Below are 22,392 nucleotides of genomic sequence, written 5' to 3'. Positions count from 1 at the left end.
TAATAGGCAAATGAAATATAAAAATGACTTATAGTAATCTCAGTAATATCAGCCGCATCGACCTGAACCTATTGGTTGCCTTTCAAGCCTTGATGATTGAGCGCAGTGTCACCCGTGCAGCAAAGTCACTGTTCCTCACTCAAAGTGCGGTCAGCGCTTCACTGCGCAAGCTACGCGTCATCTTCCAAGACGAGCTTTTTATCCGCACATCACATGGCATGAATCCTACGGATAAAGCAGTTGAAATATCCCCCATTATCAATGAAGCGCTGAAGAGTATTTCAGACCTGATTATTCGGGTAACCCAAGAAAATGACTTCTCACCTGAAAGCACAAAAGAGACCTTTCGAATTGGCTTAACCGATGATGTTGAATGCCTTTTAGCCCAAAAAATCATAAGTGAAGCGCAAAAACGCTCCTTGGCGGTTAACTTTGTTTTTTTACAGACCAATAGCCATTTTTGGTTAAAGCGCTTTACCGAAGATGATGCAGATCTGGTGATCTGCTCAAATCCCAAAAGTATGAGTTCGCAGTATCAGGCAGCAGATTTATTTTCATCTTCATATTCATGTGTTTATGACAATGATGTCTATCAACTTAAGCAAGCAATGCACTTTGAAGGCTATGTTTATGCGCCACATGCACGGGTGATTTTTGACGGTGGTCGTGTCGGATTCTTAGATGAATTCTTTGAAGCAGAAGGTTATAAACGTAAAGTTAAAGCTACTTTTTTTAATTTTTCGACCGCAATCAATTCCATTATTGGTACGGATTTAATCGTGACCATGCCGACTTATGGCGCCGAACTTTTTGCTGAAAATAACAGTAAAATTCGCGTCAATCCTGTGCCCTTGCACTTGGCACCCTCTTTTACCGTTCAGATGATTTGGAATGTTGAGAATAAGCAAGATTCACGTATCCAATGGCTAAGAAACTTTATTTTAGAAATCACAACAGATATTCGAACAGAACTTCGAGTACATACGCAAATTCACCTATAAGTCAACTTTACTTAAATTACTAAAAATAATTTAAAAAAAATAATCGACCTATAGGTAAAAATATAATATTGAAAATGAAGCACGATACTAGCCGACCTACAACATCGCACTCAATATCCTTCAGCCCAAACGCAAGATAAATGAATATGCTCATTCAAAGATAAAGAATACACACATCCAATATTACTCTTTATTTACTTGGCATTAAATTAAGAAAATATCAAGTAAATAACATCTCCGACAAAGAAATGATAACAACATCAATCAACGATATAACCAAGTTATGCCTATGTTCATGATATAACCACATGATTCCAAAGTAAGACTTGAGAAAAATTATGAAAACAGTAGGAAATGATTTAGTTCGCCATCAACTGCATGAAAATCGGAAATGGTATTTAGCCTTAGGAACTTTGCTGACCTTATTTGGTCTTGTCATGTTCATCTCTTTGCCTTTTGCAACCTTAACCGCCGTATTAATCCTCGGTGGACTAATGATGTTTGGTGGTGTTTTTACCTTTATCGCCGCATTTAAATTTTTTGAAGGGGGCTATCGTTGGCTCTGGGCACTGTCTAGCATCTTATATATTATCGCGGGTTATTATGTTTGGGCGACCCCAGTACAAGCGGCCATTGTCCTCACCGCAATCTTGGCAATTTTTCTGATTATCTCTGGTATTTTGCGTACACTGGGTGCGCTGTTATACCGTATTGAAGGTTGGGGTTGGTCATTATTCTCCGGCATATTAACCTTCGTCACTGGTATTATTATTATGCAAACGCCAGATGCACCATTTTGGGTATTGGGCTTATTCTTGGCAATGGATATTCTCTTCCAAGGCATTAACTATTTAAGACTGGCTTCTTATATTCGACGTGAAGTACCCAAAAGCTCAGCAGACTAATTGACGTTATTGCTTATTGGGCGCGTCGCTGGCGATGATGGAATCGTATTCATCGCCAGCGACACATAACACTGCACTTTCATGCAGTATGACTGACATTATTCATCATCAATACGAGCAAACTCTTGTTCAGGTGTGCCCTTCACCAAATGATGCCGACTATAAAAAATAAAATATAAGATAAACACGATATAAATTATTGCGGCAATTAACCATATTTTAGGATTTACCATCAAACCGGCCACCACAGCAATCGCAGCTAAAATCAAGGCAATAATTGAAGTCACAATCCCACCCGGTGTTTTATACGGACGGGCTAAATCAGGACGAGATAAGCGCAGTTTGATATGCGACAGCATCATCAACACATAAGAAATCGTCGCACCAAAGACCGCCATCAAAATCAGTAAATCTCCCTCACCACTGAGTGACAATAAAAACCCAACAATGCCCGGGACAATAATCGCCAATGCTGGTGCTTTATTGGCATTGGTCAGCGATAAACTTTTCGGTAAATAACCAGCACGAGATAAGGCAAAAATTTGTCGCGAATAAGCATAAATAATCGAAAAGAAACTGGCAATCAAACCAGCTAAACCAACGAAATTCACAAAACTAGCCAGCCAAGTATTTTGTCCATACACTGCTTTTAAGGCATCAACCAATGGTGCTCCTGAGTTTTTGAGTAAGTCCGCACCTGCAGCGCCCGCACTTAAAAATAAAATCAATAAGGCAAAAGCCGCTAAAATAAGCATGGCACCAATCAAGCCTCGTGGTAAGGCACGCACCGGATCTTTAACTTCTTCGGCTGCCAAAGGAACCCCTTCAACCGCCAAGAAAAACCAAATCGCATAAGGCACTGCTGCCCAAATACCAATATAACCAAAAGGCAAAAAGGCACTGGCACCGACATTATTTCCCGCAGCAATATTAAATAGATTTTGGCTATTAAAATGCGGAATCATCGCAATAATAAAAACCAGTAATGCGATACAGGCCACCGAGGTAATTACAAACATGATCTTTAATGCTTCGCCTGCGCCTTTTAAATGCAGTCCCATAAACACCAAATAACAAATTAAATAGATTAGCCAACCACCCACGCCAAATAAAGATTCGCAATAAGCACCAATAAAAACAGCGATGGCAGCAGGTGCAATCGCATATTCAATCAGGATTGCAGTCCCCGTCAGATACCCCCCAAAAGGCCCAAATGCAACCCGCGCAAAGCTATAACCACCGCCAGCCGTGGGCAACATGGTCGACATTTCTGACATCGCCAAACTCATACACAAATACATGAACGCCACGATCACCGTCGCGATAAACATACCGCCCCAACCGCCTTGAGCCAGTCCAAAGTTCCAGCCCGCAAAATCACCCGAGATCACATATGAAATGCCAAGCCCAACCAAGAGTAGCCAGCCTACCGCGCCTTTTTTTAACGTGCGTTTAGCAAAATATTCTTCTTCACTTACAGAATGTTCCACATTCAATTCAGATTGTTTCATTTTATCGCAACCACCCTGTCTGCTTATTTATGAATTCCATCTTGCGTAAAAATAAAGCGGAAGACTTGACCTTAAAATGCTTCCAGATCATTTGAAGTCAAGTTCCATGATTTTTTCTTTTATAAGATCGAGTCAGGGCAATCCACATGCCAGACAAAAATCTAAGGAAGGAGAATTTTATGTCAGTTGAACAAAATGAATATTTAAGCCATAACCAGCTCTTACAACTGGCTAGCCAGGCGATGACCTTCTATTCAAATGCCTATCAAGGCGATATTCGTTTATTGTGCCAGTCTGAAAATGCGACCTTTATTATTCGTACCCCGCAAGCGCGTTATGCACTGCGGATTCATCGTCCGCATTACCACTCCAAGCAAGACATTGAAAGTGAATTAGCATGGCTCGATGCACTCAATAGCAATGGTATTGCAGTCCCCCAAGCCATTCCTGCACAACAGGGACAACGCGTACTCTGCTTAAATTTAGATGAAAACACCCAGCGCTATGCGGTGCTGTTTAATTGGGTGGATGGTGAAATGCCCACCGTCGATGTGAGTCCAGCGGCATTTCAGCAATTGGGACAAATTACGGGGCGATTACATCAACATAGTAAGCAATGGCAACCACCTGCACATTTTAAACGCATCGTGTGGAATCACCAGACCATGGTTGGGTCTGACGGACACTGGGGCAACTGGCAGCATGCACCACATTTAAATCCCCAAGATCACCGCATTATTGATGAGACACTGGGCATTATCAAAGCCAAGCTCGATGATTTTGGTCAAGGCGCAGATCGCTATGGTTTAATCCACGCAGACCTGCGTTTAACCAATTTACTGCTCAATAATGAACGCATTGGTGTGATTGATTTTGATGACTGCGGCATGAGCTGGTTTATGCATGATTTGGCCGCTGCGATTAGCTTTAATGAACATCATGCGGCTGCACCAGAATGGGTTGAGCATTGGCTCAAAGGCTATGAGCGCATCGGCCATATTAGTGATGCCGAATATGCACTTATTCCCACCTTTATTATGCAACGTCGGATTCAAATCATGGCATGGAATGGATCACATGCCAGCACCGAAATGGCACTGAGTTTAGGTGATCAATGGTCAAATGAAACGGTACGCTTATGTAAAAAATACTTGGCGAACCAAATGCCAGTTGGTGTATAACATTGGATGGTCAAGCCGATTTCAGGCTTCATAAAATTTAATTTATATTCATGGAGTAGATGCACAAGGACGTGCTTTTAAAGGAATTAATTAAAAAGCTGGTATGCATTTTGCTCTAAATATTAAATTATAACAACAAAGGGATTTCTCATGATCCATATCCATTCAACTCAATTGATTGGTGAAGTAACCAATATGAGTAACCAAGGGGTATTGTCCGCAGCTGCATCGGGTTTGAGTGATTTTATTATTCAACAAGGTGCCGATGTTGACCGTGTTTTTGGCAGTAGCGGCATCAATCCCGAACGCTTACTTAGCCCTACGCTGAGTTTGCATTTACCTAACTACTGTAAAGTCCTTGAATACGCAGCGGAACAATCTGGCTGTGACAACTTTGGGCTCTACTATGGTCAACAGTTTCAACCTAAGTCATTGGGACTGATTGGCTATATTGCACTTTGCTCCCCCGATTTAGAAAGCGCCCTCAAAAATATGGCCAACTACTTTCATTTACATCAAAAAGATACCATGACCCGCATGCTCGATCTTGGTGAATGTTGGCGCATTGACTATCAAATTCAACATGGCGCCATCTTAACCCGTCGCCAAGATGCAGAATTCACCATCGGAATATTCATGAATGTTATTCGTGAAATGTTAGGCCAGCATTATTCCCCACGTGAAATTCACTTTGAACATACTCGGCCTGAGTTTTGGCAAGAACACAGTAAATTATTTAATGCACCAGTATTTTTTGAACAACCTTATAATTCAATCGTCTTACTTAAAAAAGATTTGCAATGCAGCATGCCTATGCACGATTCAATGCTGTTCAAGGTCATGCTCGATACTTTACATTTGCTCAATGTCGCTACTCCGCTGCAAAGCTTAAGCGATCAAGTCCGTTCCCATATTCAAATTGAGCTGGCGGATGGCGAACCTCATTTAGAAAAAATCGCCAGTGATTTAGGTTTTACCAGTTGCGTTCTCACCCGTAGACTTAAAGCCGAAGGTTTAAATTACAGCGCCTTGGTCGAAGCGGTACGTTGTGAACTGGCAGACTATTATATTAAACAAAAAAATATTCCCATTTCTGAAATGGCCTTTCTGTTGGGCTACTCAGAAGTCAGTGCATTTTCTCGAGCATTTAAACGCTGGTTCGGGGTCAATCCACGACAGTTTAGGCATTAGAGTACAATCGCAACCCTCTCCCCAGCCCTCATCCCAAAGGGCATAGGTATCTACACATCTTTTGATATGCTGTTTACAATCCAAAGTAATCCATCCCTTGCGCAGCAGCGCTGCTCATCCATTTTTCTAAGGAAGGAGCGTTGTGTATCAAACTCAGTATGATATTTAATGGAAGTTCCCCTCTTTGGAAAAGAGGGGTTAGGGGAGATTGGGGATTTCTAAAATTCAATGAAATTTACACTCAGCCCTAAATTCCGAATCTAAACAGGACTTAAATACCTTGTATTAAGCTCAAATAAATTACGTCTTTCGACTAAATACATTTCTTAAATATTTGTGTAGATACCTATGTCAAAGGGAGAGAGTTTTTTCTTATCTCATCCCAAAGATGATATTCAGTTTTTTTACTTATTTCATCCCAGAGAGAGTCATTTTTACCAATCAAGTTTAGTTTTTTCCATCCCACGCCGCAGTATTCACCGTCACTTGGGTCGGAATCAGTTTTAATTGATAAAACAAGTCGGCAATATGCTGCTGTGAGGTCAACACCTCAGGCGTTAAAATTTGAACCGTACTCGGCTTCGGTTTTTTGCTTATCACCTTTTCCGCGACCGCCAAATCGATACCGGTACTCTCCGCTAAAATCTGTGCCGTTTCTTGGGGGTGTGCATCAATCCACTGATCTGTTTTATTCAGCACCTGAATCACTTTTGCTGCACTTTCCGGATGTTGCTGTATAAATTTCGGCTGCGCTGAATAGAATGCATAGGTATCCGATAATTCAGTCGAATCAAAGATGTTATTGGCACTGCCATTCAGTTCAGTTGCACTGATGTAGGGTTCCCAAATTGCCCAAGCATCCACCGCTTTTTTATCGAGTGCAGCACGTGCATCCGCTGGGCTGAGCCAAATCGGTTGAATATCATCCCAAGTTAAGTTGGCCTTTTTCAATGTTTCTGCCAAAAAATTATGGGCACTTGAACCTTTGGTAACTGCAATACGTTTGCCTTTTAATGCGGCAATATTTTTAATCGTGCTCTCTGGTGGAACCAACAGTGCATGTGCCTGTTTGGATGAAGACTCGGAAGCTAAATATTGCAAACCTTTTCCTGCAGCCAGTGCAAAAATAATCGGTGCGTCACCGGTATAACCAAAATCAATGGCGCCAACGGACAAGGCTTCTAGCGTCTGTGGCCCTGCTGGAAATTCTTTCCACGCCACTTTGGCATTGGCAAATTCCTGTTCAAAAAAATGGTTCTTCTTGGCAACAATCAGCTTAAGTGCCGCTTTTTGATAGCCAATTGATAAGCTTGCAAGTGGTGCTTCCAGCTGTTTTTGCGGTTCTGGATTGGGTGTCTTGGCACAAGCAAAAAGTGCCAGACTCAATCCAAACACAATGAATAACCGTAGTGCAATAAGAGATTTCACTTGAGATACTCTTGAAAATGATTTGATTTACAACGTATAGCAAGTTTATTTATTTGAAAAATCTTTAGATTTTATATCCATATATCAAAATCTTAGGATCCTACAATTAATTTAAAGCTCCCTCTCCTGAGCCCCTCCATCACACGAGCATGTCCCCCTCTCCCCTGCCCTCATCCCAAAGGGAGAGGGAGTCGAAAACGAAAAAAAGCCCACGATGTGGCATCGTGAGCCAAAGAGCAAAAGTTAAACTTTATGGATTAAAGGTTAAGCGTTATGCCTTCAATGCAGTTAACGACTGGTCCAAAGCACCGACCAGCCAATCAATATCTTTTTCTTGAAAAGCCAACGGTGGACGTAGTTTTAAGACATTGCCATAAGGCCCAGCCACAGAAGTGAGGACCCGATGCGTATTACGTAATTCTTCAATTAAATTGAGCGCCAAAGCTTTATTGGGTTGTTTGCTATGCCGATCAGTTACCAGCTCAAAGCCAATGAATAAACCTGCACCGCGCACATCACCAATACAGTCATGTTTCTCCATTAACTTGCGAAGTTCAGCTTGTAACTGTGCACCGACTTTCTGGCTATGTGCTTGTAACTCTTCTTCTTTAATGACATTGAGCACCGCTTGTGCAGCGGCCATCGCCACGGGGTTGCCACCAAAGGTATTAAAGTAAGGAATGTGATCACTAAAGCTGGCGAGCACATCACTTTTCGCCAAGAGTCCAGAGACTGGAATTCCATTGCCCATCGGCTTACCTGTGGTAATCACATCTGGAATCACGCCATGACGACCAAAGCCCCAAAATGAATCACCCGTTCGGGCAAAACCAGGCTGTACTTCATCGGCAATAAAAATCCCGCCATTGGCATGCACCACATCAACCGCTTTTTTCAAAAAGCCGACTGGATTTGGCATTACCCCATCTGAGGAGAAAATCGAATCTGCCAAAAAGCCTGCGAATTTAATCCCATTGGCATTCATATCATCAATTTGCTGTTGAATTTGATTGGCAAACCAATCACCTAAGTCATCGGTTTCAATACGATAGGCATCGGGTGCAGGTACCAAACGTGTGGTTGCAGGCAGTGGTTGCCCTGAACCCAGTGCGGGTGAACATCCTGAGGTTAAATCGCTGGTGCCATGATAGGCTTCCTGCGACACAATAATGCCCGTTCCACCGCTATAACTGCGTGCAATTCGAATCGCAAGGTCATTGGCTTCTGAGCCTGTGCACATGAACATCGCACGGTCAATTTCATCTGGTGCGGTGGCTAAAAGTTGTTCGCTATAATCTAAAATACCTTCATGTAAATAACGGGTGTGGGTGTTCAGCATTTTCATCTGTGCATTCACAGCATCAACCACAGCAGGATGACAATGCCCAATACTCGCCACGTTGTTATACACATCTAAATATTGATTGCCTGCAGCATCCCACAGGTATTGCCCTTCACCTTTCACTAAGTGGATCGGATTGCGATAAAACAAACGATAAGATTCCCCTAAAACCTTGCTCCGTTTGTCCGTGAGCTTGCGTGTTTCTGTGTCTAATGCTGCTGCATGTTCTTCACGGAAGCTATTGGTATCCATGATGGTGGAACGTGTGACCATGTTTGACTCCTCAGATTTCATCTACCTTGAATGATGTGAGTTCCTTGTCCAATAATCATAATCTGCTCTTTTTTTAAATGCAACAAAATACACAAATACTTTTTTATACACATTTATGTTCACTTTCCTTGTCATTAGCGCTAGTATCGCGCTATTGATTTTGTTCAGGAATGATCCGCATGTTGCAGCAAGAACGTTTGCACCGTATCCAAGCATTGTTGAGTCGTGTGCAACGCTTAACCACTGAAAGGATTATGAATGAACTCAATACTTCACGTGAAACTGCGCGTCGTGACATCATCGAATTGGATGCGATGGGACTGGCAAGACGCGTACACGGCGGGATTGTAAGCATTGAGGATGTGGCAACAGAAGCACCGCTTAATGTTCGTTATGCTCAGCAAACCAAAGAGAAAAGAGCAATTGCCCGTGCAGCCCTACAGCACTTAAAAACAGGACAAACGGTATTTATTGATGCGGGTAGCACCACTTCCATTTTGGCTGAAGAACTGCGCACCCTATCGGGTTTAACCATTATCACCAATAGCTTACAAGTGGTACTCAACCTCAGCATGGCCAATGAATCGGATCCCTTGCAGCACGAGATTATTTTATTGGGTGGTCGTATTCAGCACCGTCCACAAACCCAAGGCGATTTAGTTATTGCTGAAATTGAGCGTTATCAAGCGGATGTTGCACTACTTTCTGCTGTTGGTGTTTCTGCCGAACAAGGTGCCAGTAGTTTTTACAGTGAAGAGGCTTGTATTGCTGCTGCCATGATGAAACATAGCCAGCAACTGATTTTGATGGCCGATCACAGTAAATTAGATGTGGTCAGTCGTGTACGTTATGCCAAAAAACAAGAGATCTCGATCCTCATCACCGACCAAGCTGCCCAAGCTCGCGTCGATATCGACAATTATCGCAAGCAATTACAGAAAGTCATTCTGGTTTAATGCCGCAATAGAGGCTGCTATTTGAAATGGTTTTTCAAAGTGCTTTAGATTTTGTAGCGCGCTGGTTTTATCACTGTATTGGTAAATCAGTATTTAGAAAAATGCGTGCATCCTCCTAAAAACCAAGCTGAAATTGAACTTTTACATCTTATTTACACAGCATGCGATTTCAGCTGAAATCTGCTGCTTGAATTAACAAAAAATTAACCATTGCTTGGCTTGGCCTGACGTATAAATACAGCCAAAGCACATTATTTTAATTGAATACTTTTATTCTAAAAATCGGTATCTTGCCTCATTTAAAGTTTTCGTTTTGGGTTTTAGAAACAAACATATTCAACATTACATAATAAATAATTCACTCTCATGATGACCAACACGATCTATCTGAGAGGAATCTGATTAAAGGATACTTTAATGAGGGATGCAGCACATTATATTGACCCTTATCATGCCTATAAAGAATTAACACTACGTGGCATTTTACTTGGCATCATTATTACGATTTTATTTACCGCATCTAATGTCTATTTGGGATTAAAAGTCGGTCTGACTTTTGCGTCTTCAATTCCCGCGGCTGTATTGGCCATGGCCGTTTTAAAGTTTTTTAAAGATTCTAATATCTTAGAAAACAATATGGTGCAGACCCAAGCTTCAGCCGCAGGTACCTTGTCTTCGGTGGTTTTTATTATTCCTGGTTTACTCATGCTTGGTTATTGGCAGTCATTTCCATTTTGGCAAACCACACTGATCTGTATGAGTGGTGGTATTTTAGGGGTTATTTTTACCATCCCACTCCGACAGGTGATGGTCGTAAATAGTACGCTTCCCTATCCTGAAGGTATTGCTGCTGCCGAAATTTTAAAAACTGGTGCTATAGGTATTGTTGCCAATCAACAGGGTGAAGTCATCCAAAATGAAGATGACAATCAAGACAAAAGCCAAGCCAATGACATTGTCTATGCGGGCGTGCTGGCTGCTTTTGTCAGCTTTCTCAGCGGTGGTCTTCGCGTGATTGCAGACAGCAGTAGTTTTTGGTTCAAAATGGGGTCTGGTATTTTTCAAATTCCACTTGGTTTTTCCTTGGCGTTACTGGGTGCGGGTTCTCTGATTGGCATTGCCGCAGGGGTGGCTATTCTATCGGGGGTCATTCTCGCTTGGGGGATCGCCGTCCCTATCTTTTCAAGTCTTTCTCCACAACCCGACAATTTAGATATGATTACTTTTGCCCAGCAAATTTGGACGCAGAAAGTCCGCATGATGGGAGTTGGTGTCATTGGGATTGCTGCGATTTGGACTTTACTGAGCTTGGTTAAACCGATGTTTGAAGGTGTTCGCCTTTCAATTGCAGCCTACTCCAATAAAAACAGTCAACAACCGCAAAACAGAGCACAACGAGACCTCAGTCCTCGTCTGATGTTATGGATTAGCATCGCAATGGCCCTGATTTTAGTTGCAACATTCTATAGCTTTATTGCAGCAAGCAACCTCAATGCTGCACTGGCTTGGGGGCTGGTTCTGGTTGTCACCATACTGACCTTAGTGATTGGCTTTTTGGTTGCTGCTGCTTGCGGCTATATGGCCGGATTGGTTGGCTCTTCATCTAGTCCAATTTCGGGGATTGGTATTTTAGCGGTATTGCTCTTCGCGATCATTTTTCTGTTGATTGGAAACAGTCAAGGTCTCACCACCACGGAAGATGGCCGACATTTCTTAACGGCACTGACCTTATTTGGAACCACAGCCGTATTGGCAATTGCCACAATATCGAATGACAATTTACAAGATTTAAAAACCGGGTATCTCATTCATGCTACGCCAGCCCGACAACAAATTGCCTTAATCATTGGTTGCGTCGTGGGTGCATTGGTCATCGCGCCCATACTTGACTTGCTCTATCACGCTTATGGCTTTAGTGGTGCAATGCCCCGTCCCGATATGAATCCACAACTGGCACTCGCAGCACCACAAGCCTTGTTAATGACCACCCTATCCCAAGGGATTTTTTCTCATGCTTTAGAATGGGGATATATTCTGCTTGGGGTCTCGATTGGTGCTGCTTTAATTGTTTTAGACCGCTTACTCAAGTATTTTTCGCATGACAAATTTAGCTTCCCTATTTTAGCGGTTGGGATGGGAGTTTATCTGCCCCCGACAGTCAACATTCCACTGGTTATTGGTGCTGGCTTATTTTGGTTTATTCAGTCTCAGGTCAAAAAATCTAAAGCCCCCAATGTTGAACAGCGACTTAAAAAGGTGGAGCAACGCAGCACCTTATTCGCAGCTGGCCTGATTGTGGGTGAAAGTTTAATGGGCGTTATTCTAGCGATTATTATTGTAATTTCACTGAGTATGGGGGGCTCAGATGCACCGCTTGCGCTAGATCTACCTCGATGGGGATTAATGGCAGAGAGCTTGGGTTTCCTCGTCTTTAGTGTCACCATTCTATTTTTTATGGTGCGCTGTTTGAAGCGTGATTGAGCTTATCAAAACACTCCCTTGATGTAGGGAGTGTTGGATGAATCAAATAAAATGGAGAGCTGATGTATGCAGATAAAAATGAGATCATTCATGCATCTTTAGTGTTCATTTTAAACAAGGTCGAGTCTGCGTTATATTTTGTATAATTGCTAAAACTCTATATATTTCAAGCTCCGAGATACTTTCCTTTCATCGTAATACGATCAAAACTATAAACATGTGAAAAAGGGCTTTCAACACAACGGCCAACAAGTGGTGCATTTTGATCTGGCTTTCCATCCCTTAACACAATACCTGCCGTGCAGATTGGGCATGTTGCTGTAAATCGTGTAAATCTTGTGATTTGATTTTTTTCATTATCACGAAACATTTCAATCTCAGCATCTAATTCGCTAAAAGCCAAAAAGTTTGAGGGTGCTTTAATGACTCGATGCTCAGGCAAATTCATAATAGGAATAAAGCGATATTTCCACAACAACCAAGTAGAAAAGATAACAAGTAGTAAAATAATAAGATTGAATGAAGTAAAGTTTTTCCCCAGTGGATCTAATATCAAAGCAATAACTATCATATACAGTAACCAAAAAACTAATGATAAGAAAATTACAAATATCAGAAAGATTCCACTTAGGCTTCTATTTCTCATTTCCCCTTTTTTAAAAAAAATTTGATAAAGCCAAGAAATTTTAATCATTGATGGCGCACTACGATGATAAGTCACAAACTGCTTTTTAATCAGCGCATCTGATTTATCATATTCAGATATGGCTGTCTCATCGAAATGTTCAATTTCCTGTTCTTTAATATCAAGCCAATACAACTTTTCATTGCCTTTTCCGCCTTTGGTTTCATTGGTCTTAATAATCGGAATATAACCCAATGCATGAAAAGGTTGATGCTCGGCTTCGATGATCCGGCGGAGTAGAATATTCATTTTTTTATCATCAATCCACTTCTGCAGTTCTTTAGGATCAGTCTCGTTCGCAACTTTTATTCCGCAATATTTCGCTTTAAGTTTCCATCGAGTAAAAGTAACTTCTGCATCATTGTTAGATTCCAATGTGTCGATTGAGTCATCACACATGATTTTTAAGCATTCATAAGCTTTTCCATTCCTTGGGAAATCAGCTAATTCTTGTTTTAATTTCAAAATAATTTGCAGTTTATTTTCAATCATTTAGATACTCCATATACCCGTATCCCACCCCTAAATGCGGTGTTATGGAAATTAAAACACATGCAGAGTCAGTGCGTAAATTAACTTTCTAAAGGAATTAGAAAATGACAATGCTCATTGCTTTAAATGAAAATAAAAAACTAATCCATATTAACAATACAGTTCGTGGTCTTGCTTGTAACTGTACTTGCTTTGAATGTGGTGAAAGTGTCTTAGCACGCAAAGGTGAGATTAAAGAGCATCATTTTGCACATATAAATAATAAAGAAAGTTGTGTAATTCACCCTGAAAGTGTCTTACATAAATATGCGAAGGAGGTCATTATCGAGTCAATGGGCTTGCGCCTACCCCAAATACCAAGTCTAGAAATCGAATCAAAATGGTGGGCATTTGATGAAATTATTCCTGAATTTAATTTAGGTGAAATTCGCCCCGACTTAATCGGCTATATCAATAACGAACCTATTTTTATTGAAATTGCTGTGACTCACTTTATTGATGCAAACAAGCTTAAAATAATCAAATCTTTAAATATAAAAACACTTGAAATAGATTTATCTGATTTTTTAAATACTGAAATCAGACTACCCAGTGATCAAGCCAAATGCTTTATTCTAGAAAACTTGAGTAATAAACGATGGATTTTGCCTGTTGAAATAATAAAACCAGTCATTACCAGTCCAATCACCTCTGAAATATATCTATCAACCGTATCTAACCGTGAAATTTCTATTCATCCAAAAGCCCCGGTATCATGGGAAAACTATAGTTTTACAATCAACGGCATTTGGGTTCATGCCCGAAAATTTTCTAGCGGAATGCTTTCAGTAAATTGTGCTGCTTATAACCCTAAAATTATTGTAATGTTAAGACAGTGGCGTAATGAAGGAGGTGGCAGATATAACCCTAAATATAAGTCTTGGAATTATTGGCAGCCATTCTCTGAAACCGTGCTCAAAAGGCTTCAAGAAATACATTCCAATCAACTTGCCCTACCTAGAATTGTATCCTGAATGACATAAGTGCATCGTATTGGATAAACTTCAATCAACTCAATCCCACTTTCCCCCCATCGCAGTAACCAAACTCACTGTGGTTTGGTACTGCCGATTACGTATCGTCCAGACCGCATTTTGCGCGCTAATCCGAGTATTTTGCGCAGTTAACACATTTAAATAGGCCACGATGCCAGCTTTATATTGATTCATGGTGGTTTTTTCAGCCCGTATCGCTGCATCCAAAGCAGCTTGTTGTTGCTTGGCTTCACGCGACAACAGATATTGCGCTGCAATATTATCTTCGACATTTTGAATGGCGGCTAATACTGTCTGTTTATAGGCTGCGGCACTGGCATCATATGCAGCTTTGGCTTGCTCAGTTTGTGCATGGCGCCGACCACCATCAAATAGTGTGGCTGCCAAACTTGGCCCCAATGACCAAATTAAATTTGGTGCGTTAAATAATTGACGCCAAAGACTACTTTGATAACCAATACTACCGACAAGATTAAAATCAGGAAAAAATGCCAACCGAGCAACACCAACTTGCGCATTGGCTGCTGCCATATTTTCTGCTGCAGCTGCAACATCAGGGCGTTGCTGTAAAACACGAGACGGAATATTGGCTGGGAGTTGCGGTAAGGTTGGCAATTGCGTGAGCGCTTTGAGCTGAAACTGATCTTGTGGTTGTCCAATTAGCATCGCAATCGCATGTTGCAGTTGAATTTGTGAAAGCTGTAAATCTGAATAACTGGCCAGTGCCGTGTGATATTGGCTTTGCGCCTGATCGACCGTGGTCGAGGCCACAATGCCTGCCTGATATTGATTTTGGGTCATGCTTAGAACACGTTTTAAATTATCAATATTTTCTTTTTCTGATTGCAGTTCAAAGTTTTGTAAGACCCACTGTAAATAACGACTCACCAATTGAGCCTGCATACTCAAACGCATATTATTCAGTTCTGCTTCACTGGCTTTGGCTTGGCTTTGATTGACTAAAATATTTTGTCGAATTTTCCCCCAAAGATCTGGTTCCCAACTGGCCATGCTACTTAAATCATATTGGTTTGTGGTCAAAAGCGTGCCAGCTTGTTGGGCTTTGCCACGCGTCATAGAGGTATTTGCTGCCACGCTTGGTAACCGTGCGGCCTTTGCCTGATCAATCATCGACAAAGCCTGCCGATATTGCGCCTCATATTGCGCAATCGTGGCATTCCCCTGATTTAGTTGTGTCAGCAATTGATTAAGCTGAGCATCCTGAAAAATCTGCCACCATTCACCTTTGGGTAAATGTGCGCTTGGTTGAGCAATTTTCCAATCCTGCGTTTCCCAATCCTTCATGTCTAGGCCATATTGAGATGGACTGGAAATCTGCTGACCGATGGCGATTTGAGGTTTCGGCGCTGGTTTAATCATCTGACACCCACTCAGCCCCAACAACACAGCAAAGCCAAATACTGAACGTCGCGTTACAAGCGCTCTGGCCTTAGAGAATGTTGCTTGAATAAAATATTGCATGAGCAATCTCCTGATTATTTTTAGACTGAGCGCTTTAATATCTTGGCGTTTTTAATATGCATCCGGCACCATTTCCCCAAATGATCAATATAAACATACATCACTGGGGTGCTAAATAAAGTCAAAAGCTGGCTAACAAATAATCCACCGACAATAGACACCCCAAGTGGTACATGCAGTTCCGAGCCATAACCCCCTCCCAAAGCCAATGGCAATGCCCCAAATAACGCAGCCAATGTGGTCATTAAAATCGGGCGAAAACGGAGTACCGCCGCAGTCAAAATCGCCTGTTCTGGACTAAGGTTTTCTTGGCGTTGTAAGTTGAGTGCGACATCAATCATCATAATGGCGTTCTTTTTCACAATACCGACCAACAATAAAATACCAATCAGCCCAATCACATCAAATTCCATTTTAAACAACAACAAAGCCAGCAAGGCACCCAGACCTGCGGAGGGCAAGGTGGAAAGAATGGTCAAAGGATGCGCGAAGCTTTCATAGAGAATGCCCAACACAATATAAATCACCACGATTGCAGCCAAAATTAAGAATGGCTCAGATCCCAACGAGTCTTGAAAAGCCTGTGCAGTGCCTTGGAAACTGCCATGAATTGCATTGGGAACCTGTAAGCGATTTATGGTCTCATTGATTTGCGTGGTTGCATCAGAAAGTGAATAACCAGATTTGAGATTAAAGGTGATGGTACTGGCTGAAAATAATCCCTGATGATTGACCGACAAAGCCGTATTTTCAGCTTTCCATTGGCTAAAGGCCGATAAGGGCACCATTTGCCCTGTGCTGCTTTGCAGATAAATCGACCTTAATGCCTCAACACTGCGCGCATATTGTGGTGCCACACCGACAACCACATGATATTGATTCATGGGGTTATAAATAGTAGACACTTGCTTCTGTCCAAAAGCATTATTCAAAATACTGTCAGCTTGTGCTTGAGTAATTCCCAACTGTGCCATTTTGTCGTGATCAAAATCTAATTGTGTTTTTAAGGCTTTCACATCTTGATCACTCGACACATCGGTGATGGCAGGCAATTGACTTAAGGCCGCTTGAATTTTTGGGGTCCAACGGCGTAAGGCTGTTAAATCTCCACTTTGTAAGGTGTATTGATAACTGGCATCACTGGAACGCGCCCCAACTTGAAGGTCTTGAATTGGGCTTAAGGTCAGTCTTGCACCAGCTTCTTTGGCAAATACAGCGTTTAAACGTGCCATGATTTCTGCTGGTGTATCACTGCGTTCACTCAACGGTTTCAGTGCTAAAAATAGATTGGCACGATTCATTTGTGAAATACCAGTCAGTCCCATCACTCGCTCAACTGCAGGATCTTGCTCACTCAACGCAATATAATGTTTAAGTTTTTGATCCATTGCAGCAAAGGAGATATTTTGATCGGCAACCAAAGCCGCCATGATCAAGCCCGTGTCTTGCTGTGGAAAAAAGCCTTTGGGCACCACAACAAATAGATAGACATTCAAACCAATGCTGAGAAAAAAAAGCAGTAAAGTGACGGCCTTAAAACGTAAAGCCAAGGCCAAACTGCGTTTATAGAACAGTGAGATTTTTCCAAATAGCGCTTGTTTCTTTAAATATTCATCGCTCGTTGCATGGCTTAAACTGAGATATTCCACTGTTGTTGTCGTTGGCGTTTCAGTAGACGCATGTTGTGAATTGCGACCATGGCCATGCGGATACTTATTTTTTTTCAGCCAGCATGCGCACAACATTGGTGTGGTGGTTAATGACAGTAACATTGAAATAAAAATAGCATAGGACAAGGTCATGGCAAATTCGTGAAATAAGCGCCCCACGATTCCCCCCATCAGCAAGACCGGCACAAAGACTGCAATCAATGACAGGCTCATTGCCACGACGGTAAAACTCACTTCTTGCGTACCACGAATGGCCGCCTGTATCGGACTAAGCCCTTGCTCGATATGCCGTGAAATGGTTTCTAGCACCACAATGGTGTCATCCACCACAAAGCCAGTCGCCACCGTCAACGCCATCAGACTAATATTGTTCAATGAAAAGCCAGAGACGTACATGAGGGCGAAGGTCCCGACCAATGAAATTGGCACCGTAATCGCAGGAATGAGCGTTGCCCGACCATTTCTTAAAAAAACAAAGACCACCAAAATGACCAAGATCACCGCGATCACCATACTGCGTTCAATTTCTGCCACGGAAGCGCGAATGGTTTGACTACGATCAACAGCAGCATGGACTTCAATGGTTGGCGGTAAGGCTGCTTTTAAGGTTGGCAGCATATTTTTAATGCGCTGAATCGTTTCGATCACATTGGCATCGGGCTGTTTATAAACCAACACCAAAACCGAGGCTTGATCTGAATAATACCCTGCATTTTCAACGTTTAAGACCGACTCATGTACCTGTGCCACATCTGAAACTCGAAGTGCTGAATTGTTTTTGTAACTCACAATCAAGGGTAAATAGTCGGCAGCTTGTTTAAGTTGATCGTTGGCCTGCACTTCCCAAAGTTGTGCTTGGTTTTCAATAAAACCTTTGGGCCGATTGAGATTATTTGCACTGATCACCGATGCGACTGAATCCAATGCGATACCATGATGCGCTAGTTGTAACGGATTGAGTTCAACGCGAATGGCAGGCTGTGCAGCCCCACCAATAATAATATCGCCAACCCCTTCAATCTGTAATAACTTTTGCCCCAAGAGCGTATCTGCAGCATCATAAATTTGCCCAGGTGGTAAGGTTTCCGAGGTCAGTGCCAAAACCAGTACGGGTGAATCAGCAGGATTAACAATGCGATAGGTTGGATTATTTTGTAAGCCGGCTGGTAGCATCGTCAATGCGGCATTGATTGCGCCCTGCACGTCTCCTGCTGCCGCATGAATATCCCGATCTAAATCAAACTGTAAAACAATTTGGGTGGAGCCTTGGGTGCTGTTCGAAGTAATTTGATTGACCCCTGCCAACATCCCCAAAGTACGCTCTAAAGGTGTTGCTACCGTTGCCGCCATCACCTCTGGACTGGCTCCTGGCTGCTTTGCCGATACCGCAATGGTCGGAAAATCAACCTGTGGCAAAGAAGCGACGGGCAACCCATGAAAGGCCAAAATCCCCAGTAAGCACAGCCCTAAACTGAGTAAGGTCGTCGCTACTGGACGGCGAATAAATGGCGTAGAAATGCTCATAAATCCCCCTTAGATCGAATGTAATGTTCATAAGGGGGGAGCGCACTGGCAGGCTGATCGGGGCGCCGCTCACCTTTGATCCGGTGCGACAAATGATCAAAGGCCAGATACACCACTGGCGTGGTAAATAGCGTAAGTAACTGACTAAGAACCAAACCACCGATTAAAGTAATGCCCAAAGGATGACGTAACTCAGCGCCCATCCCATTGCCAAGCACCAAAGGAACGGCAGCTAAAATGGCTGCAAGTGTGGTCATTAAAATTGGTCTAAAACGCAGTAAACAGGCTTGATAAATCGATTCAATAGCACTCAACCCTTGCTGGCGCTCTGCATCAAGGGCAAAGTCAATCAACAAAATCGCATTTTTTTTGACAATCCCGATTAACAGCACAATCCCAATAATCGCAATAATATCCAGTTCATTACCGCTCAAGCTAAGTGCGAATAATGCACCGATGCCAGCAGATGGCAGGGTCGATAAAATGGTAAATGGATGAATATAGCTTTCATATAGCACGCCTAAAACAATATAGATCACCACAATCGCTGCAATAATTAACCACAAGGTATTGCTTAATGAGTCTTGGAATGCCAGTGCAGCCCCTTGAAATTGAGTCATTAAACTACTGGGGAGCTTGAGTTGTTGTTCAGTTTCGAGCACAGCATTCACCGCTTGCTCCAGTGACACCCCAGCCGCCGTATCAAAAGAAATGGTCACGGTTGGAAACTGTGCCAAGCGATTAATTTCAAGTAAGGTGCTGCGTTGTTGAATCGTGGCAATATCGTCCAAACGGACTGGTGTACCATGGCTTGAGGGGATATATAAATTTTGTAAGGCTTGCAGGCCGCTTTGGGCTTGCGTGTTTGGATCGCGTGTGTTGAGGTCTAAAACCACATGATATTGATTGCTTTGGGTGAAAATCGTGCTAATTAAACGCTGACCAAATGCATCATAAAGCACATTGTCGATATCGGCTGTGCTCACGCCATATTGTGCCGCAGCATCACGGTTGATATCGACATAGACTTGCAAGCCCCGATTTTGCCAATCACTGGCCAAGTCCGTCAGTTCTGGTCTTTGCTGCAAGGCCTGTAATAACTTAGGCAACCAAATTTCCAAGTCATCGCTATTGGTGGCTTGTAAGGTAAATTGATATTGGGTACGACTGCTGGTGGCATCAATGGTCAGGTCTTGCACTGGTTGTAAATAGACGGTCATGCCTTGGGCTTGAGTCAATCGGTGTTGCAGCTGCGCGATCACCGTGGCAATATTTTCGCGTTCCGATTTGTCTTTTAAATTAATCAAAATTCGCCCCATATTCAGGCTGCTATTGTTAGCATCCACACCGATGAACGAAGAAATACTTTGTACCGCAGGATCTTGCAGAATCAATTGTGCGGTCTGTTGCTGTTTGACTTGCATCGCCTGAAAAGAAATACTTTGATCAGCTTCCGTTACCGCAACAATTTGCCCGGTGTCTTGAATGGGGAAAAAACCTTTGGGAATTAACACATAAAGCATTATGGTCAGCGCAAAAGTTGCCACAGTTACCAATAAAAATAGCCCTTGCCGCCCCAATACCCACCGCAAGGCCTTGGCATATAAACTGATTAAGCCATCCCAAAAACGCCCCATTTTCAGATAAAACCAACCCTGTTGATTTTTGGATGTCTGCTTCAGTAAGCGTGCCGACAACATTGGGGTCAGGGTCAAAGAAATAAATGCCGAAAGTAAAACGGCCACAGCCAAGGTCACGGCAAACTCACGAAATAACCGTCCCACCACATCACCCATAAATAACAATGGAATCAGCACGGCCACCAAGGAAATGGTTAATGAAATAATGGTAAAGCCAATTTGTGCCGACCCCTTAAGTGCGGCCTGCATTGGTGTTTCGCCTTGTTCGATATAGCGTGAAATGTTCTCCACCATCACAATCGCATCATCAATCACAAAACCTGTGGCAATGGTCAGTGCCATTAACGTTAGGTTATTGACCGAGAAACCACAGAGATACATCAGTACAAAGGTGCCAATTAAAGACAAAGGCAACGCCACTGCGGGAATAAAAGTGGCACGACCGCTACGAAGAAAGAGGAAGACCACCAAAATTACCAACAACATTGCCAAAGCCAGTTCGAATTCCACATCATGTAATGAGGCTTTGATGGCAATGCTATTGTCACTCAAAATTTGTACCTGTGCCGATTGTGGCAAAGTACTTTGCAGCTGCGGCAAACGCTGCTTAATCTGATCTGCAACCTCAATCACATTGGCATTCGGTTGCTGCTGTACATTCAAGATAATGGCTGGGGTTTGTCCAGTCGGCCGACTTAGGTTTGGATTTGGCTTTACCTCCCCATCGCCCGCATCATTGCCATTGTGGTTGTCATGGCTGCTCTGCCCAATCCATGCTGCCAACCGAATATTCTCTGCCGAATCGAGCGTGGTGGCGATATCGGATATTCGCACTGCGGCACCATTTTTGTAGGCGATAATCAGCTTATTAAAATCAGCGGCGGTTTGGAGCTGATCATTGCCATCAATGCTTGAAGATTGCAGCGCACCATTGATACTGCCCTTGGCTTGATTAACATTAGCCGCGCTGATCGCTGTACGTATATCTTCTAGGGTTAGTCCCATACTGGCTAGTGCAGCAGCATTGGTTTGTATTCGAACGGCTGGGCGCTGTGCACCACTCAAACTGATTAAACCAACCCCATTAACTTGAGATAATTGCTGAGCAAAGCGTGTTTCAACTAAATCTTCGAGTTGGGTAATTGGCAATTCATTTGAGCTGATCGCAATGGTCATTATCGGCTGATCAGCTGGATTGACTTTGTTATAGGTGGGTGGCGTTAGCAAATCACTGGGCAATACATTATTGGCGGCATTAATCGCAGCCTGAACTTCTTGTTCTGCTACATCTAAAGATAAATTCAAATTGAACTGCAAGCGAATCACCGAGGCCCCATTCGAACTGCTTGAACTCATTTGGCTTAAACCGGGCATCTGTCCAAACTGGCGTTCCAAAGGTGCCGTGATGGTTGCTGCAACCACTTCTGGGCTGGCACCCGGATAAATTGTGGTGACTTGCATGGTTGGATAATCAACATTGGGTAACGCTGCAACGGGCAAGACTTTCCAAGCAATGATGCCGCTTAAGAAAATGGCCAACATGACCAAAGTTGTGGCGACTGGTCGTAGGATAAATAAACGTGAAGGATTCATAGT

Annotated in this window: 14 protein-coding genes; 7 read left to right on the top strand and 7 right to left on the bottom strand. The window is 42.7% G+C overall.

Annotated features, from left to right (window positions below; all coding sequences use genetic code 11):
• Window positions 1-23: 23 nt before the first annotated feature.
• Both FD716_RS03170 and FD716_RS03165 read left to right on the top strand, forming a co-directional pair.
• Window positions 24-1,001 carry a LysR family transcriptional regulator gene (locus FD716_RS03170; RefSeq protein WP_139850919.1) on the top strand — a complete coding sequence of 326 codons (978 nt, stop codon included), beginning with the start codon at window positions 24-26 and terminating at the stop codon, window positions 999-1,001.
• Between the two features lie 338 nt (window positions 1,002-1,339).
• Window positions 1,340-1,906 (top strand): HdeD family acid-resistance protein, encoded by a 567-nt coding sequence (locus tag FD716_RS03165; RefSeq protein ID WP_139850918.1) that lies wholly within the window; start codon window positions 1,340-1,342, stop codon window positions 1,904-1,906.
• A gap of 98 nt (window positions 1,907-2,004) precedes the next feature.
• On the opposite strand, the gene eat is transcribed toward FD716_RS03165, so the two are convergent.
• Window positions 2,005-3,417 (bottom strand): ethanolamine permease, encoded by a 1,413-nt coding sequence (eat, locus tag FD716_RS03160; RefSeq protein WP_139850917.1) that lies wholly within the window; start codon window positions 3,415-3,417, stop codon window positions 2,005-2,007.
• Between the two features lie 179 nt (window positions 3,418-3,596).
• Between eat and FD716_RS03155 the strand changes: the two genes are divergently transcribed.
• Window positions 3,597-4,598, top strand: coding sequence for a phosphotransferase enzyme family protein (locus FD716_RS03155; protein ID WP_139850916.1), 1,002 nt, complete (start codon window positions 3,597-3,599; stop codon window positions 4,596-4,598).
• A gap of 150 nt (window positions 4,599-4,748) precedes the next feature.
• Complete coding sequence (gene qhpR / locus FD716_RS03150) at window positions 4,749-5,789, top strand: AraC-like transcriptional regulator QhpR (RefSeq protein WP_139850915.1); 1,041 nt, start codon at window positions 4,749-4,751, stop codon at window positions 5,787-5,789.
• Between the two features lie 447 nt (window positions 5,790-6,236).
• On the opposite strand, the gene FD716_RS03145 is transcribed toward qhpR, so the two are convergent.
• Both FD716_RS03145 and FD716_RS03140 read right to left on the bottom strand, forming a co-directional pair.
• The gene (locus tag FD716_RS03145) at window positions 6,237-7,217 is read right to left on the bottom strand and encodes an aliphatic sulfonate ABC transporter substrate-binding protein (protein ID WP_407641862.1); all 981 of its coding nucleotides are present in this window, start codon (window positions 7,215-7,217) and stop codon (window positions 6,237-6,239) included.
• A 271-nt stretch (window positions 7,218-7,488) separates the two neighbouring features.
• A complete protein-coding gene (locus FD716_RS03140; RefSeq protein ID WP_139850913.1) occupies window positions 7,489-8,832 on the bottom strand; it encodes an aspartate aminotransferase family protein in 1,344 nt (447 codons plus the stop codon).
• Between the two features lie 179 nt (window positions 8,833-9,011).
• On the opposite strand from FD716_RS03140, the gene FD716_RS03135 reads away from it, so the two are divergent.
• Both FD716_RS03135 and FD716_RS03130 read left to right on the top strand, forming a co-directional pair.
• Window positions 9,012-9,788 carry a DeoR/GlpR family DNA-binding transcription regulator gene (locus tag FD716_RS03135; protein ID WP_139850912.1) on the top strand — a complete coding sequence of 259 codons (777 nt, stop codon included), beginning with the start codon at window positions 9,012-9,014 and terminating at the stop codon, window positions 9,786-9,788.
• Window positions 9,789-10,205: 417 nt separating this feature from the next.
• Window positions 10,206-12,269: an OPT family oligopeptide transporter gene (locus FD716_RS03130; protein WP_139850911.1), complete on the top strand. Its 2,064-nt coding sequence runs from the start codon at window positions 10,206-10,208 to the stop codon at window positions 12,267-12,269.
• A gap of 166 nt (window positions 12,270-12,435) precedes the next feature.
• Here FD716_RS03130 and FD716_RS03125 read toward each other — a convergent pair whose 3' ends face one another.
• Entirely contained in the window at window positions 12,436-13,446 is a 1,011-nt protein-coding gene (locus FD716_RS03125) for a hypothetical protein (protein ID WP_139850910.1), read from the bottom strand.
• A gap of 104 nt (window positions 13,447-13,550) precedes the next feature.
• On the opposite strand from FD716_RS03125, the gene FD716_RS03120 reads away from it, so the two are divergent.
• Window positions 13,551-14,459, top strand: coding sequence for a competence protein CoiA family protein (locus tag FD716_RS03120; protein ID WP_139850909.1), 909 nt, complete (start codon window positions 13,551-13,553; stop codon window positions 14,457-14,459).
• A 39-nt stretch (window positions 14,460-14,498) separates the two neighbouring features.
• On the opposite strand, the gene FD716_RS03115 is transcribed toward FD716_RS03120, so the two are convergent.
• From FD716_RS03115 to FD716_RS03105, 3 genes are read right to left on the bottom strand one after another with little or no spacing between them, the layout of a single operon-like run.
• Window positions 14,499-15,962: an efflux transporter outer membrane subunit gene (locus FD716_RS03115; protein ID WP_139850908.1), complete on the bottom strand. Its 1,464-nt coding sequence runs from the start codon at window positions 15,960-15,962 to the stop codon at window positions 14,499-14,501.
• Window positions 15,963-15,982: 20 nt separating this feature from the next.
• Window positions 15,983-19,156, bottom strand: coding sequence for an efflux RND transporter permease subunit (locus FD716_RS03110; protein ID WP_139850907.1), 3,174 nt, complete (start codon window positions 19,154-19,156; stop codon window positions 15,983-15,985).
• Complete coding sequence (locus FD716_RS03105; protein ID WP_139850906.1) at window positions 19,153-22,389, bottom strand: efflux RND transporter permease subunit; 3,237 nt, start codon at window positions 22,387-22,389, stop codon at window positions 19,153-19,155. The genes FD716_RS03110 and FD716_RS03105 overlap by 4 nt, the downstream gene beginning before the upstream one ends.
• Window positions 22,390-22,392: the final 3 nt, after the last annotated feature.

This window comes from Acinetobacter pullicarnis (assembly GCF_006352475.1).
GTDB classification, from domain to species: domain Bacteria; phylum Pseudomonadota; class Gammaproteobacteria; order Pseudomonadales; family Moraxellaceae; genus Acinetobacter; species Acinetobacter pullicarnis.
The sequence above is the reverse complement of the archived record's forward strand: the minus strand, read 5'-3'. Positions and strand labels throughout refer to the sequence as shown.

Bases quoted from the DNA above. Each gene is read 5' to 3' on its own strand.
- FD716_RS03170 (WP_139850919.1), top strand. From the start codon at position 24: ATGACTTATAGTAATCTCAGTAATATCAGCCGCATCGACCTGAACCTA.
- FD716_RS03165 (WP_139850918.1), top strand. From the start codon at position 1,340: ATGAAAACAGTAGGAAATGATTTAGTTCGCCATCAACTGCATGAAAAT.
- eat (WP_139850917.1), bottom strand. From the start codon at position 3,417: ATGAAACAATCTGAATTGAATGTGGAACATTCTGTAAGTGAAGAAGAA.
- FD716_RS03155 (WP_139850916.1), top strand. From the start codon at position 3,597: ATGTCAGTTGAACAAAATGAATATTTAAGCCATAACCAGCTCTTACAA.
- qhpR (WP_139850915.1), top strand. From the start codon at position 4,749: ATGATCCATATCCATTCAACTCAATTGATTGGTGAAGTAACCAATATG.
- FD716_RS03140 (WP_139850913.1), bottom strand. From the start codon at position 8,832: ATGGTCACACGTTCCACCATCATGGATACCAATAGCTTCCGTGAAGAA.
- FD716_RS03135 (WP_139850912.1), top strand. From the start codon at position 9,012: ATGTTGCAGCAAGAACGTTTGCACCGTATCCAAGCATTGTTGAGTCGT.
- FD716_RS03130 (WP_139850911.1), top strand. From the start codon at position 10,206: ATGAGGGATGCAGCACATTATATTGACCCTTATCATGCCTATAAAGAA.
- FD716_RS03125 (WP_139850910.1), bottom strand. From the start codon at position 13,446: ATGATTGAAAATAAACTGCAAATTATTTTGAAATTAAAACAAGAATTA.
- FD716_RS03120 (WP_139850909.1), top strand. From the start codon at position 13,551: ATGACAATGCTCATTGCTTTAAATGAAAATAAAAAACTAATCCATATT.
- FD716_RS03115 (WP_139850908.1), bottom strand. From the start codon at position 15,962: ATGCAATATTTTATTCAAGCAACATTCTCTAAGGCCAGAGCGCTTGTA.
- FD716_RS03110 (WP_139850907.1), bottom strand. From the start codon at position 19,156: ATGAGCATTTCTACGCCATTTATTCGCCGTCCAGTAGCGACGACCTTA.
- FD716_RS03105 (WP_139850906.1), bottom strand. From the start codon at position 22,389: ATGAATCCTTCACGTTTATTTATCCTACGACCAGTCGCCACAACTTTG.